This window comes from Geosporobacter ferrireducens, assembly GCF_001750685.1.
GTDB classification, from domain to species: Bacteria; Bacillota; Clostridia; order Peptostreptococcales; family Thermotaleaceae; genus Geosporobacter; species Geosporobacter ferrireducens.
In genome coordinates this window covers 2,540,264-2,554,612 of record NZ_CP017269.1, presented here as the reverse complement: position 1 = coordinate 2,554,612, position 14,349 = coordinate 2,540,264, and the positions used below count along the sequence as shown (strand labels likewise).

Below are 14,349 nucleotides of genomic sequence, written 5' to 3'. Positions count from 1 at the left end.
CTTATGTCATTATTCAATGGGATTCGTTTATGATGTTTAAATGTTGTGAAATACAATTTAAATAAGGACAGAGTTTAACTCTGCCCTTATTTTATATTATTCTATCTTTGATCACTAATAGAAGCGTCGCTGTTATTAGCAGCTAACTCTGTTAGAGGATCATATGGAGGGCCAATTATAGTTCCCACCAATAATGCTATATCAACAGCATTTTCCGGAATCCCCCATGAGTTGCCTGATAAAACAACTACAGCCCTATCGACAACAAACCCTCTAGTATTATAAACAACGTTACTAACAATATGCCCGGTTGTATTGGGATTCAGATAAGCAGGCTGACGGAGAGAGTAAAAAATATTATCTTGGACGGTCAAATTGGTTGTATTGTTTTGAGATACAAAACCCCGATTTACTACCCAATCCGTAGATGGCCCTGCTTGCGGGGGACCGAAAATAATATTGTTAATAATTTTATGATTCGTTCCGCCAACCTGGATAAATTCAACGGCATACGGAATATTACTAGTGATTGTCAAGCCGTCAATGGTTATTCCAGTTCCCGTTGCCAGGAATGGAATAACGGCTGCTTGTAATTCAATGATTGTACCTGGATAGCCTTTTAGGGTAACGCCTTGCTTATTAACGACGATTGTTGCTGTAACTGGATATGTGCCGACTAGTATATGAACGGTTCCTGTTGGAGATACTGCCGTTACTCCTTGCTGAATGGTACCAAATGGATTTTGTTGTGTGCCGTCACCGCCAACTGCTCCTGCTCTGACATACACTTCAAATGGGTTCGGTTCAAAGGTGCCAGTCGGTCCTGTTGGGCCAGTCGGTCCGATTGGTCCCGTTGGACCAGTGGCTCCTGTTGGCCCGGTAGGCCCTGTAGCACCAGTCGGTCCTGTTGCTCCAGTGGCTCCTCCTGGCGGGCCGGCAGCTCCGGTTGGACCAGTGGCTCCCGTTGGCCCGGTAGGCCCTGTCGGCCCTGTTGGCCCCGTTGGTCCTGTTGGCCCTGTATCTCCGCCAGCAGGCCCCGTTGGACCCGTAGCACCGGTGGGCCCTGCTGGCCCTGTAGCGCCTGTCGGACCTGCTGGCCCTGTAGCACCTGTAGACCCTGCTGACCCTGTAGCGCCTGTAGGCCCTGCTGGCCCTGTAGCGCCTGTCGGACCTGCTGGCCCTGTAGCACCTGTAGACCCTGCTGACCCTGTAGCGCCTGTCGGACCTGCTGGACCCGTAGCGCCTGTCGGACCTGCTGGACCCGTAGCACCTGTAGGCCCTGCTGGCCCTGTAGCGCCTGTAGAACCTGCTGGACCCGTAGCGCCTGTCAGACCTGCTGGACCCGTAGCACCTGTAGGCCCTGCTGGACCTGTAGCACCTGTAGAACCTGCTGGACCCGTAGCACCTGTAGAACCTGCTGGCCCTGTAGCGCCTGTAGAACCTGCTGGACCCGTAGCGCCTGTCAGACCTGCTGGACCCGTAGCACCTGTAGAACCTGCTGGACCCGTAGCGCCTGTCGGACCTGCTGGACCCGTAGCACCTGTAGAACCTGCTGGACCCGTAGCGCCTGTCGGACCTGCTGGACCCGTAGCACCTGTAGGCCCTGCTGGCCCTGTAGCGCCTGTAGAACCTGCTGGACCCGTAGCACCTGTAGGCCCTGCTGGCCCTGTAGCACCGGTAGGTCCTGTTGGTCCCGTAGGCCCTATTATAGATTCGTACTCAATAATAAGAGTAGGCCAGTTTTCAACGATTCCATCCTCATATCCTCTGAATCCCATTAAACTTGTTTGGTCCTCGAATGTAGTAAGCAATATTCCGTTATTGGAAAATAAATCTTCATACCAGCCCTGTACCACCGGAGTTAGACTCAAATAAATATAGTCTCCTACAAGATCTTCAGATAAAACTGTCTCAAATGCAGGTTCTCCTGCAACCGCTGGCTGAGTATTCCAAGTTACGGTGTTCTGTGAGAATCCGTTTAACAACCGCCGTGCCGTTAGTGGCTGAAAACCAGGGGCTATCTTTTGAAAGAACAAGAGTCTTAATGTAGCGTTTGTAATAACTGATGCCGGCGGTACTGCACTTATATCAAATCTTAGTAGTGTTCTAAATACATCATTGGGTACTGCAGTTCGTCCGACAAAAAGGTTCTCTTGGGGACCAAAATTTGTGTTTGGCTGAAGCTGCGATACAATTGTTGCATCTGTAGGGGTTAAAAATAATATAGGCACAACCATCCCTCCTTAACTAATATTTTGTTGGCCTATAGGGTTTTAGATAGTCACTTAGTACGGTTTACAAGCAAAACGATATAACATCAAAATCAGGACGGCCTACTTTCAGTTCATACTATGTGGATAAACATTTAAGGTTACAAAAATATACTATGAAATACCTATTGTAATACTGTATTCATTGCAATGTTTTTGCCGGTGATGAATATAGATAAAGTAAAGAATTGAAGGGGGAGTCACCATGGCTGCAAGAATGTTTTCCCTATCCATTCCCCCAGCCGAGGTTTTACATACCTTGATGGGAGAAGTCGACGGGGATGTGCTTCATCATGAATACTATCCCCTGGCGAGTGATAGGGGTTTTGGATTCATTGTATTTGAAAGATTTTACAGTAGAGGAAATCATCATATTGTCTGGGTACTGCATACAGAAAATATACAAGGTGTAACCAATGCTACACTGATCTGCACGGCTAACAATGGAGAATGGAATATACCCTTGGATGAACAGGATGAGTGGGAATGCATGGATACGATGATGGGAATTCTAGATGAATATATTGTAGATGAGAAAGAGATTTAGGAGACAGCCAAGCAGACTGTCTTCTTTAATTATTTGAAAACATATTGATAGGTGATTAGGGAAATTTATTTGTAATCATTGTTTTTTATCAAGAGGGTAGGGGACGACCTGTGTGTCGTCCTGATAGGATTTAGATACTCTGAGGGTGCTGGAAAAGCAGCAAGGGGTATTCAATGGGGCAACTGGATAAAATACAGGAAAAAATTGGACAGGAAAACGTTGTTTTTTCTTTTTCTTTGTGATTTTTCTCACAGAAGAAAAAGAAAGGTTTTGATATATTTATAACAAAAGGATAAAGGTACTTATTTAAATGTAAAATGCTTTTATGTATCTATTGTGTAATGATTAGAAAGGACGGAGGCAAATGTATATTGAAACAGTGAACAGAATTGCGGAAGGAGCAGTAAACCGCGCGAACTTTATAAAGAGAAGTCTTACAAAGTACATGATTTCGTCTATGATGGCCGGAGTTTATGTAGGGTTTGGGGTAATGCTGATATTTTCTATTGGTGCGCCCCTGTCGGCGGCAAATTCCCCTGCTACCAAAGCAGTGATGGGGGCAACCTTTGGAATTGCATTAAGTTTAATTATATTTGCAGGAGCAGAACTTTTTACAGGCAACAACCTATTTATGACCATAGGGAATCTTACAAAAAAAGTAACGTTGGCAGACACCTTGAAGGTGTGGATATTCAGCTACATTGGAAATCTGATTGGCGCACTGATTTTTGCCTATTTAATTGTACAATCCGGTTTGGTCAGCAATGCACCGCAGTCTGACTTTATTGTAAAGGTAGCAGAAGGAAAAATGAATGCACCTTTTATGCAGTTGTTTATTCGGGGAATTTTCTGCAATATGCTGGTTTGTTTAGGGATCTGGACGTCAAACCGTGCTAAAGAAGATATTGCTAAATTAGTATTGATCTGGTGGTGTCTCTTTGGATTCATCGGAGCTGGGTTTGAACATAGCATCGCCAATATGTCTCTATTGGGGATGGCACTAATGCTGCCCCATGATCCAGCTGTAGTTTCCGTAGCCGGGTATGTAAAAAATATAGTAGCTTCTACTGCTGGAAACATGGTTGGAGGGATATTCCTTATTGGCATGATGTATTGGTATATCTCTAAGGAGTAAGTTCTTACAAATAAAGGAGGACAAAAAAATGGCAATACAGCTAAGTTATGAGGCGTTTAATAAAGTGTTGGGAAAATTAAAGAAAGATTATAAAATTTATGCGCCGATTCGTCTGGCAGGAACCGGTAGATTTTCTGATACAGATGTTGTGAGATATGGGGAAATCAACGATGTGACAGAGATCGTTACGGAAGAAAAGTCCCATTTTTCGCCGAAAGAAATATTGTTTCCTATAACACAGACACTTTTTTATTACACAGAAGATGCATGTCAAGAGCCAAAGGAAGAAGATAAAAAACTGCTTGTATTTTTAAGACCTTGTGACATCCATGGTGTGACCAGGTTAGACCAGGTGTTTCTGCAAAATGGAAATCAGAAGGATGTCTATTATGAAAGATTGCGGGAAAAGGTAAAATTCTTCATGATAGAGTGCAGGGAAGGCTTTGAAAACTGTTTCTGCGTTTCCATGGGAACCAATCAAACAGACTGGTATACAGCAGCCATAAGATTTGGAGAAGAACTCTCTATAGATATTAAAGATGAAGGTTTGAGGGCAGCATTTGACGGTCTTGGAGAAACTATAGATTTTTTACCGGAATTTGTTCAAAAAAATAAAGTGAATGTAAGTTTGCCGGATATTGAAAACATAGACACTAGCTTGTTTGAACAGGAGATGTGGAAGGAGTACAGCCAGCGTTGTATTGCATGCGGGCGCTGCAACTTTGTCTGTATGACCTGCAGCTGTTGGACAATGCAGGATATCGCCTACGGAGAGAATGAGAACAATGGAGAAAGACGGCGGGTATGGGCAGGCTGTCATGTGGATGGTTTTACAGATATGGCAGGAGGCCATGGATTCCGAAAGAATTATGGTGACCGCATGCGCTTTAAGACCATGCACAAGATTTATGATTTTAAGAAGCGCAACGGCTACCATATGTGCGTCGGATGCGGGCGGTGTGATGATGCCTGTCCGGAATATATATCCTTTTCTAATTGTATCAACAAGGTGGCAGAAATTGTCGGGAAGGAGAAATAAACATGAACAATCCATATATTCCAAAAAAGTATGAAATCATAGATATACAGCATCAAACCGACATTGACTATACCTACCGGTTAGCCTGCGATATAGCACCGCAAAATGGCCAGTTTGTAGAGGTTTCTATTCCCAAAATCGGGGAGGCGCCTATTTCCATCAGTGACTTTGGACCGGGTTATATCGATATGACCATTCGAAGGGTGGGAAAGGTAACCAACTACCTCCATGATCTAAAGATCGGAGACAGTATGTTTTTGAGAGGCCCTTATGGCAATGGTTTTTCATTGGACCAGTATAAAGGAAAGCATCTAATGATCACTGCAGGGGGAACCGGTTTGGCTCCCGTAAAGAGTATCATTAACCATTTTCACCGGAATCCACAGGAAATCAAAAAATTGGATTTATTAATCGGTTTTAAATCTTCCAAGGACATTCTATTTGCAGAAGAAATAGAGGCCTGGAAGAAAAATGAGAAGTTCAATGTGATTCTGACCATAGACCGGCAAGAAGAAGGATGGACTGGAAATGTGGGATTGGTTACCCAATATGTGCCTGCCCTTGAAGTGCTCGATGAGGATAATCTGGAAGTCATCATCGTAGGCCCGCCAATGATGATGAAATTTACAGGATTAGAATATCTAAAACGAAATATTGGCGAAGAGAGAATTTGGGTATCCTTTGAACGAAAAATGAGTTGCGGGATTGGCAAATGCGGTCACTGTAAGATTGATGAGACCTATGTATGCCTGGAAGGTCCGGTATTTAACTATGTCAAAGCTAAGCAGCTGATGGACTAGGGGGGATGATCAATGGATATCAATACGAAAAAAATCAAAAAAAATGCCTATAGAGTGACAAAGGAAAGAGGCAAAACTGCCCTGCGGATTCGTGTTCCCGGAGGACATTTGGAAGTAAAGTATTTTGACATTATCAAAGATATTGCTGAAAAATATGGGGATGGCAGTGTTCATATCACCATCCGTCAAGGATTTGAGGTGCCTGGTATTGATTTTGATAAGATTCCGGAAATCAATCGGATGATTGCACCGATTATCCAAGGGTTGGAACTGGATTATGGTGTAAACATCGAAGAAGTAGAACAGGGCTATCCCGCTGCGGGAACCAGAAACGTATCAGCATGTATCGGCAATAAGGTATGTCCCTTTGCCAACTATCATACCACGGATTTAGCGATAAAAATTGAGAAGGCGATCTTTCCCAATGACCGCCATGTAAAGATTGCATGTACGGGATGTCCTAATGATTGTATCAAGGCGCACATGCAGGATTTTGGCATCATCGGTCAGGTTGAACCGGTGTATGATGCAGCAAGATGTGTGGGGTGCGAGGCCTGTGTGAAAAACTGTACCAAGAGGGTTAGCGGTGCATTGAAAATGGAAAATTATAAGGTCAAAAGAGATGAAGGCCGGTGTTTAGGCTGTGGGGAATGTATTTTAAAATGCCCTACAGGAGCATGGTCTCGAAATCCGGAAAAATTCTTCCGGGTGGTAATCATGGGAAGAACAGGAAAGCGAAACCCGAGACTGGCGGAGACTTTCCTGGAATGGGTAGATGAGGCTGCTGTGATTAAGATTATTCAAAATACCTATGCTTTCATAGAGAATTATATCGACCAGGAAGCGCCCGGCGGAAAAGAGCATATCGGTTATATTGTAGACAGGGCCGGATATTATACCTTTAAGGAATATGCATTAAAAGATGTAGCCTTAGGACCTAAAGCAAAAGTTGCCCAATATATTGATTTTGGTGGATATAAATATGAGCGAAATGTTTATTTTGACAAATCGGGCAAATAGTTTTTTCCTAAAACATGATTCAATAGAGTCATGTTTTTTTCTATGGAGCTTTGTAGAATTGCAAGGGAAATCTACCCTTCTTGTCTGCTCGCTGGGCTTTAGCCGTTACAATAGAGAAATAAGCCTTTTGCCGAGTTGATTTTTATTCAGGATCTCATTATAATACTTGTATAAGCTAGGGGGAGGAATAAGGATGAAACAGTGGAAGCAGTATGGAATTTTTATCCTTGCATTAATTATAGTAGACACAGCCCTAGCACTTTTTGTAGTGAAATTCTGGGGAGATGATCTTGTGGCCTATTTGGAAGGCAGGGGAAATACTGCTCGGAAAACAGTAATACAACAAGAGAAGGTCCAGTTGGAAGAACTCCCCATAAAGGAAGAAGAAAAGAAAGAAACCGCAGCGAAGAGAACAGAAAAAGCTCCGCCAACTGCAAGGGAAAAAGCAGAATTACCCAGAGAAAAAAGAGCGCCGTTGATTGCTTTAAATCTGTCAGAAATCAAGGAAATATTCTCCCGTTTTAAGAACAATTTTTTTGCCAGCAGTAAGGCAGATTCTCAAAGTAAAGAGGATATGGGGAATATAAAAAAGGAAAAAATAATAGAAATGACAAACCTGTCAGAAAGCGCTGCGACGCAAATTTTAGCCTACAGTAGGAAGACAGAGGTGCCTGTCAGTATGATTCTTGCAGTGATGGAGCAAGAAAGCCGTTTTGATAAAAATGCCCTGGGAAAGGATGAGGACCGCGGCTTGATGCAGATCATTCCTGGAACAGAGAAATGGCTTTGTGATAAATACGGAAGAGAATTTAACATTACATATGACCCCGGCCGTATTTTCCACGAAGAATACAATATCGCCCTGGGCACCATATACTTGTGGCATCTTAGTAAGGCTTATCCAGGGGATATACATAGAATTCTTACAGAATATAACCGGGGTTATTATAAATCCAGAAACTTATACACAGAAAAGAAAAATTATGAGACAAAATATTCTCAAGGAATTATCAGCCGAATGGAAAAATATCAAATCTTTGATGAGCAGTAGAATAAGCGGAGGTGAACCCATATGGCATCAAAAAAAATTCTGGTAGTAGAGGATGACTACAATATCTATGATCTTATCAGCATCTATTTGAAAAAAGAGGGCTATGCAGTACTGGGAGCCGCTGACGGAGAAAAGGGACTGGCCGTTTTTAAAGAAGACGCACCGGATTTGGTCGTATTGGATTTGATGCTGCCTAAAATGGACGGCTGGGATGTATGCCGTGAAATTAAAAAGATCAGTGATATTCCAATTATTATGTTAACGGCTAAAGGAGAAACCTTCGACAAAGTTTTGGGATTGAAATTAGGGGCGGATGACTATATGGTTAAACCCTTTGATCCGAAAGAACTGATTGCCCGAATAGATGCGGTTCTTAGGCGGTATCAGAAAGGAACCAGCAGTACAAGACAGATTATACTGCCCAATCTTGTAATTGATATGGAGCGTTATATTGTTAAAATACAAAATGACACCATAGAATTGCCGCCTAAGGAGATGGAGCTGTTATACTTTTTAGTGAAAAATCAGAATAGGGTTTTTACACGGGAACAGTTGATTGAAAGCATCTGGGGATATGATTTTGATGGAGAACTCCGTACCATTGACGTGCATATCAAACGGCTGCGGGAGAAATTAAGACCGCTGGAGAAACAGTATAAAATTAAAACCCTATGGGGCGTAGGATATAAGTTCGAGGTGGGAAAAGATGCTTAATACCGTATTCAAAAAGCTTATGGCCGCATATGTGGCCATTATTCTTATCAGCTTTCTAATTTTAGGACTGCTTTTTTCCCAGTTGGCCAACAGCTACTTCTTTCAGCGACACGAAAAATTGCTCATAGAGGAAGGCGGCAAGCTCAATGAAATGGTCGTTGCCCATTTAAATGGCCGGATTTCTGCAGAAAGACTGAATTTAGAGCTTCAGGCAATGGAACGGTTCCTCAATACCCGTATCTGGGTGATGGACAAGAGAGGAACCATTTATGGTGTATCCAGCAATGAAAAACAGTGGATTGGAAAGCAGATTACGGCTAAGGAAATGCTGCAGGTGCTGCAGGGCAGTGTCATTGTAAAAAAGGGAATCTTTGACGCAGAATGGAAGGTGCCCATGGTCACTGTAGGAATGCCGATTATGGTCAATGGACGGGTAGAAAATGCGTTGATTATGCATTCGCCTCTCTATGAAATTACCGATGCCATCCAAGGGGTACATCGCATCATATGGCTTGCCATGGGTATTTCCTTTCTTCTGTCTACATTGATTATTTATTTTGTTTCCAAGCGAATGTCTTCTCCTCTCCAAGCAATGGGATCAGCAGCAGAAAAGCTGGCAGACGGAGATTTTACCCAAAGAATTGTCATCAATACAGAGGATGAAATCGGACAGGTGACGAAAGCTTTTAATGGAATGGCTGAGAAGCTGGAAACGATCGAAGAAAACAGGAGAAACTTTATTGCAGCTGTAGCCCATGAGCTGCGCTCACCATTGACACTGATCAAGGGCTTCGTAGAGGGAATACTGGATGGAACCGTAGAAGAAAAGGATCAAGGCAAGTACCTGCAGGTGATTTTAAAAGAAACGGAAAGGCTCAATAAATTAACCACAAATCTGCTAGACCTGCAAAAAATGGAATCCGACCAGTACCCCATTCACCTGCAAGTCTTTGACATCAATGAGTTAATTCGGCGAACCCTGCTGAAATACGATGAGGAGATAGAGCGTAAAAGCGTCGGGGTCTTACTGCAGCTGCAGGGAGAAAAAATGATGGTTTCAGGAGACCGGGATGCGATTGAACAGGTGCTTAGCAATCTTTTGGATAATGCAATGAAGTTTATAGAGGAAGAAGGGCGTATCAAAGTAATCAGCAAGACACATTTGCAGAAGGCTTGGATCTCAGTACGGGATAATGGAATTGGCATACCACTGGAAAACCAGCAGTCTATCTGGGAAAGATTTTATAAGGTGGATAAATCGAGAGACCGAAACAAAGAAGGCACGGGATTAGGGTTGTATATCGTAAAAAAAATCATCGACCGTCACGGGGAAAGGATACAGGTAGAAAGTGAAGCAGGACAGGGAACGGTCTTTACTTTTACACTGCCCCTTGCAGCGGTTAGACGATAAATAGTGGTTGGAAAACATGTTATTGTACAGATTTCTGCATTTGTAGTAGGGATGACCTTTGGTCGTCCGCCCATGATGCTTTTTTACTAAATCTTCCTCCCAATAAAAAAATATTTGTTCACAATTTATTCATAAATTGTTCATAACCTCCTTTTATAATAAAGTTATCCACAGAAAAAAAGGAGGTTTTTTATATGGATTATTTTGATAACCAAGAAGATTTACATGAAGATCAGTCCATCATAGAGCCGGAAGAACCAAAACCATCATCCTATTATGTAGCATACCAACAGCAGCAGGAACCTAAAAAAAGTGGATCAAAAAAAAGCTTGATCACTACAGCTTTGGTTTCTGCTTTAATCGGGGGCATGCTTTCCAGCTATATTTTTCCTGTATATGTATTTGGCAAGCTGATTCCCTATCCTGATAATTATTTCGGACAGGATGTCAAGCAGGTGATCCAGGTGGAGCCTCAGCAAACGGAGTTCCTCGTTTCGGCAGTAGCTAAAAAAGCCATGCCTTCTGTAGTGGGAATTACCACGCAAACGGTCCGGCAGGATTTCTTCTTTGGAGAAGTGAGAAACAGCGGAGTAGGGACTGGGGTAATTGTAGACAGCAGGGGGTATATATTGACCAATGCCCATGTGGTTGATAATGGCAGTGCGGCCGCCGTTCAGGTACTGTTTCATGACGGATCAACCAAAGAGGCCAAAGTGCTTTGGAATGACCCGGCCCTGGATCTGGCTGTAATCAAGGTAGATGGCGTCCAGGTTACCCCTGCTGATCTGGGAGATTCCGAAAATATAGAAGTAGGAGAGGTCGCCATTGCCATTGGAAATCCTTTAGGACTGCAATTTGAAAGAACGGTGACCTCCGGAATCATCAGTGGCCTTGGCAGGCGGATTGATATCAGCAGGAGTGAAGCGATTGAGGATCTCATTCAAACCGATGCTTCCATCAATCCCGGCAACAGCGGTGGCCCCCTTTTAAACAGCAAAGGGGAGGTTATTGGGATTAATACAGCCAAAATACAATCGGGAGAGGGTTTGGGCTTTGCCATTCCCATCAATATCGCCAAGCCTATTGTAGATCAGTTTATTGAAAAGGGTGAGTTCAGCAAGGTATACATGGGGATCAAGGGTGTGGATGTAGAGGTGTTTGAACGGTCTATGGGTACAGAGCTTTCTGTAGATCAAGGGGTCTATGTAGTGGAAATTACTAAGGAGTCTCCAGCTTCCCGTGGTGGTTTGAAGAGCGGAGACGTGATTGTTGGAATGCAGGGCAAGGAAATTACTACCATGAGTCAACTGGTGCGGCAAATGTACCAGTACAGACCCGGTGAACAGGTAGAAGTAAAAATCGTGCGGGATGGAGAAAATAAAACACTAAATCTTACCTTGGAACAAGTGCCTAAAAATTAATAGAGAAAAGTAAGTCAGACCTATCTAAAGGCTGGCTTATTTTTATGCAAAATTTAGGGAAACCTAAATTATTATTAAGCGCATAGGGGAAAACTGTTATGAAATTTTTCGACAAATTCAAAAAAATACTGGGGATAGAGGCAGGAGAAGCAAATAATATCATTGAATATGAGGCGTTTAAGAACGTTTATGTCCGCAAGAAAGTAAAGGACAACCGAAAATATTTGCAGGAAATCCTAAGCAATGCAGCGGATATTGTTTATCGGGAGTTTGTGATTGGTGCAGCGCAGCAGCATCTGCTAATGGTATTTGTAGATGGCATGGTGGAGAAGAAACTGATTGGTGAGCAGGTACTGAAATCACTGATGGTAGAATTAAATGAAGCAACTTATCGAGAGATTTTTACCATTGAAGAAATTAAGAACAGGTTGGTCAGCACTGCAGAAATTCGGGAGGCAGAGACCTTTGATACCTTGATGCTGGCGCTGATGTCAGGGGATACTTTGATCTTTGCCGAAGGCTCTGCCCATGGGCTGATTATTGGCAGCAAAGGATGGGAAAGCAGGGGGGTTTCAGAGCCAACGACAGAAAAGGCGGTAAAGGGACCAAAGGATTGCTTTATTGAAACCCTTCGAAGTAATATCGTACTGATTCGGCGGAGAATCCGGGATCCTAATTTAGCGGTTGAAGTACTTCAGATAGGCAGAAGAACCAAGACCGATGTAGCTATTGTCTATATTAAGGGAGTGCTGAATCCGGAAATTGCAGAGGAAATCAAAAGGAGAATTCAAGCTGTGGACATTGATGGGATCACGGACAGTTCGCAACTGGAGGAGCTGATAGCCGATCATCCGTGGACGATTTTTCCCCTGGGCAGAATTACAGAAAGGCCCGACAAGGTTACGGCAGCCCTGTTAGAAGGCAGAGCTGCCATCGTAGTAGACGGAAGTCCCTTTGTATTGATCGTTCCGGTAACCTTTTCTACCTTTCTCAGTGCTGTAGATGATTACTACCAGCGGTCGATTGTAGCTTCTACCATCAGGCTGACGCGTTATCTCAGCTTTTATATCTCAGCTGCCCTGCCAGGATTATATTTGGCCCTGGTATCCTTTCATCCCGGAATGATTCCTCCGCCACTGGCATTGGCCATCGTAGGGACCCGGGTGGCATTACCTTTTCCCTCCTTTGTAGAAATGATATTGATGGAAACGGTGCTGGAAATCCTGCAGGAGGCAGGAATCCGCCTCCCCCAGGCCATAGGACAGACTGTAAGTATTGTCGGCGGTATCGTCATCGGACAAGCGGCGGTACAAGCGGGGGTCGTCAGCCCGATTATCGTGATTATCGTTGCGCTGACAGCCATTACCTCCTTTACCCTGCCCAGTTATCATATTAATTTGAGTTCCAGAATTTTAAGAATGCCTTTTATATTGGTCGGTGCGACTTTAGGATTTTATGGGATTGTAATATTGTCCTTATTTGTGTTGCTGCATATGGCCTCCTTAACCAGCTTTGGTGTAGGATACCTGGAAGACTTTTCTCCCTATCGCATACGGGATTTCAAGGATATATTCATCCGGGTACCTATGAAGCTGATGCGAAAGCGGCCGGAGTTTTTAAAGCCGGAGGATACCCAGCGGCAAGTTGACAGAAAAAAGATGAAGGAGAAGACAGATGATCAATAAAAGGAAGGAAAAGGATAAAAGGACAAGGGCTAAAAGGGGGATAGTACTGGTTATGCTTACAGGATGCTTCCTCACAGGCTGCTGGGATCATGTGGAGATTCAGGAAAGAGGCTTCGTACTTGGGGTGGCCATAGACAAAGCGTCTCCCCTACCCATGAAACAAGAAACAGACTACCGCAGTGAGCGGGATATAGAAAAAATGCCCCTGCAAAAAGGAGAACCAAGTTATACGTATACCATTCAGGTGCCTATTATAGTTTTCGCAAAAAATCAGCCTACCGGCGTAGCTGGGGGAGGGGCGGAAGCAGATGCTACGTGGAATATGACGATTCAAGGAAAATCCTTTATGGAGGCCAATCGGCAGTATTCAACCCGCACAAACTACCCGCCCTTTTATGAGCACCTTCAGGCCATCATCATTAGTGAAGACGTAGCCCGAGAAGGAATTACCGCATCGATTGATTTGTTTCTGCGGGATCATGAGATGCGGAGAAGAACCAGGGTGTTTATTACACCGGGAGAAGCGAAAACGGTACTGGATGTTCAACCTCGAATCGAGGATTACCCTGCTATGTATCTAGCCCAGCTCCCCTTTAATGCCAGTAAGACCTCCCGAATCCTTCACAAAACTGATCTGGGAGAGATGTCTGAATTGCTGCATGCGGGTGCAGATTTTGTACTGCCCAGAGTGGTTGCTACAAAGGATGAAATCAAAGATGCAGGAGCAGCAGTATTCAAAGGGGATAAAATGGTGGGTTGGCTGGGAGAGTTGGATACTATTTATCTCAAATGGGTACGAGATGCAGTGCTGGGAGGGGTGATTGTAGTAAGCATGCCCAATGATCCGGAGAGTGTGGTTACACTGGAAATCAAAAGTGCCAAGACAAAAGTGAGGCCAAAGGTAGAAGGCAACGGCATCAAAATGGATATTCGAGTGAAGGCTGAATTTTCCCTGGCAGAAAAAACAGAAGCCCATTTTCGCAATGCATTGGATGAGGACTTTTTAAAGGAACTGGAGACAAAAGCAGAAAGGGACTTAAGGGAAAATATGGAGGATACGGTGCGGTATGTTCAAAAGGAATTTGGGGCAGATATCTTTCTTTTTAATCTGGCGATGGAGCGCTATGCACCGGATACCTGGGACCAGGTGAAGGATAAATGGGCGGATATTTTTCCTCAAGTAGAGGTAGCAGTTTCCGTGAAAGCCAAAATAGCGGAAATCGGTACCATGAAATGATATGGTCTGGGGTGAAAAC

The 14,349-nt window shown here is 43.7% G+C and carries 12 protein-coding genes; 11 read left to right on the top strand and 1 reads right to left on the bottom strand.

Going from position 1 to position 14,349, the window contains the following annotated elements:
* Nucleotides 1–101: 101 nt before the first annotated feature.
* On the bottom strand, nucleotides 102–2,231 hold the full coding sequence (locus Gferi_RS27605; protein ID WP_179948123.1) for a DNRLRE domain-containing protein: 2,130 nt from the start codon (nucleotides 2,229–2,231) through the stop codon (nucleotides 102–104).
* A gap of 244 nt (nucleotides 2,232–2,475) precedes the next feature.
* On the opposite strand from Gferi_RS27605, the gene Gferi_RS11920 reads away from it, so the two are divergent.
* From Gferi_RS11920 to Gferi_RS11870, 11 genes are all read left to right on the top strand, one after another.
* Nucleotides 2,476–2,817: a hypothetical protein gene (locus Gferi_RS11920; RefSeq protein ID WP_069976772.1), complete on the top strand. Its 342-nt coding sequence runs from the start codon at nucleotides 2,476–2,478 to the stop codon at nucleotides 2,815–2,817.
* A gap of 364 nt (nucleotides 2,818–3,181) precedes the next feature.
* Nucleotides 3,182–3,952 carry a formate/nitrite transporter family protein gene (locus Gferi_RS11915; RefSeq protein ID WP_069976761.1) on the top strand — a complete coding sequence of 257 codons (771 nt, stop codon included), beginning with the start codon at nucleotides 3,182–3,184 and terminating at the stop codon, nucleotides 3,950–3,952.
* A 28-nt stretch (nucleotides 3,953–3,980) separates the two neighbouring features.
* A complete protein-coding gene (gene asrA, locus Gferi_RS11910) occupies nucleotides 3,981–4,991 on the top strand; it encodes an anaerobic sulfite reductase subunit AsrA (RefSeq protein ID WP_069976759.1) in 1,011 nt (336 codons plus the stop codon).
* A 2-nt stretch (nucleotides 4,992–4,993) separates the two neighbouring features.
* A complete protein-coding gene (asrB, locus tag Gferi_RS11905) occupies nucleotides 4,994–5,791 on the top strand; it encodes an anaerobic sulfite reductase subunit AsrB (protein ID WP_069976757.1) in 798 nt (265 codons plus the stop codon).
* A gap of 12 nt (nucleotides 5,792–5,803) precedes the next feature.
* Nucleotides 5,804–6,811 carry a sulfite reductase subunit C gene (gene asrC, locus Gferi_RS11900; RefSeq protein ID WP_069976755.1) on the top strand — a complete coding sequence of 336 codons (1,008 nt, stop codon included), beginning with the start codon at nucleotides 5,804–5,806 and terminating at the stop codon, nucleotides 6,809–6,811.
* Between the two features lie 193 nt (nucleotides 6,812–7,004).
* Nucleotides 7,005–7,862 carry a lytic transglycosylase domain-containing protein gene (locus Gferi_RS11895; RefSeq protein WP_069976753.1) on the top strand — a complete coding sequence of 286 codons (858 nt, stop codon included), beginning with the start codon at nucleotides 7,005–7,007 and terminating at the stop codon, nucleotides 7,860–7,862.
* A 21-nt stretch (nucleotides 7,863–7,883) separates the two neighbouring features.
* Nucleotides 7,884–8,576, top strand: a complete 693-nt coding sequence (locus Gferi_RS11890) for a response regulator transcription factor (RefSeq protein WP_069976751.1) — start codon at nucleotides 7,884–7,886, stop codon at nucleotides 8,574–8,576.
* Nucleotides 8,569–9,987 (top strand): sensor histidine kinase, encoded by a 1,419-nt coding sequence (locus Gferi_RS11885; protein ID WP_069976749.1) that lies wholly within the window; start codon nucleotides 8,569–8,571, stop codon nucleotides 9,985–9,987. The genes Gferi_RS11890 and Gferi_RS11885 overlap by 8 nt, the downstream gene beginning before the upstream one ends.
* 194 nt (nucleotides 9,988–10,181) lie before the next feature.
* Nucleotides 10,182–11,408, top strand: a complete 1,227-nt coding sequence (htrA, locus tag Gferi_RS11880; protein ID WP_083273519.1) for a serine protease HtrA — start codon at nucleotides 10,182–10,184, stop codon at nucleotides 11,406–11,408.
* A gap of 98 nt (nucleotides 11,409–11,506) precedes the next feature.
* A complete protein-coding gene (locus tag Gferi_RS11875) occupies nucleotides 11,507–13,093 on the top strand; it encodes a spore germination protein (protein WP_083273518.1) in 1,587 nt (528 codons plus the stop codon).
* A complete protein-coding gene (locus Gferi_RS11870) occupies nucleotides 13,083–14,330 on the top strand; it encodes a Ger(x)C family spore germination protein (protein WP_069976748.1) in 1,248 nt (415 codons plus the stop codon). Before Gferi_RS11875 ends, Gferi_RS11870 begins: the two co-directional genes overlap by 11 nt.
* The last annotated feature ends 19 nt before the right edge of the window (nucleotides 14,331–14,349 follow it).

Bases quoted from the DNA above. Each gene is read 5' to 3' on its own strand.
- Gferi_RS11920 (WP_069976772.1), top strand. From the start codon at position 2,476: ATGGCTGCAAGAATGTTTTCCCTATCCATTCCCCCAGCCGAGGTTTTA.
- Gferi_RS11915 (WP_069976761.1), top strand. From the start codon at position 3,182: ATGTATATTGAAACAGTGAACAGAATTGCGGAAGGAGCAGTAAACCGC.
- asrA (WP_069976759.1), top strand. From the start codon at position 3,981: ATGGCAATACAGCTAAGTTATGAGGCGTTTAATAAAGTGTTGGGAAAA.
- asrB (WP_069976757.1), top strand. From the start codon at position 4,994: ATGAACAATCCATATATTCCAAAAAAGTATGAAATCATAGATATACAG.
- asrC (WP_069976755.1), top strand. From the start codon at position 5,804: ATGGATATCAATACGAAAAAAATCAAAAAAAATGCCTATAGAGTGACA.
- Gferi_RS11895 (WP_069976753.1), top strand. From the start codon at position 7,005: ATGAAACAGTGGAAGCAGTATGGAATTTTTATCCTTGCATTAATTATA.
- Gferi_RS11890 (WP_069976751.1), top strand. From the start codon at position 7,884: ATGGCATCAAAAAAAATTCTGGTAGTAGAGGATGACTACAATATCTAT.
- Gferi_RS11885 (WP_069976749.1), top strand. From the start codon at position 8,569: ATGCTTAATACCGTATTCAAAAAGCTTATGGCCGCATATGTGGCCATT.
- htrA (WP_083273519.1), top strand. From the start codon at position 10,182: ATGGATTATTTTGATAACCAAGAAGATTTACATGAAGATCAGTCCATC.
- Gferi_RS11875 (WP_083273518.1), top strand. From the start codon at position 11,507: ATGAAATTTTTCGACAAATTCAAAAAAATACTGGGGATAGAGGCAGGA.
- Gferi_RS11870 (WP_069976748.1), top strand. From the start codon at position 13,083: ATGATCAATAAAAGGAAGGAAAAGGATAAAAGGACAAGGGCTAAAAGG.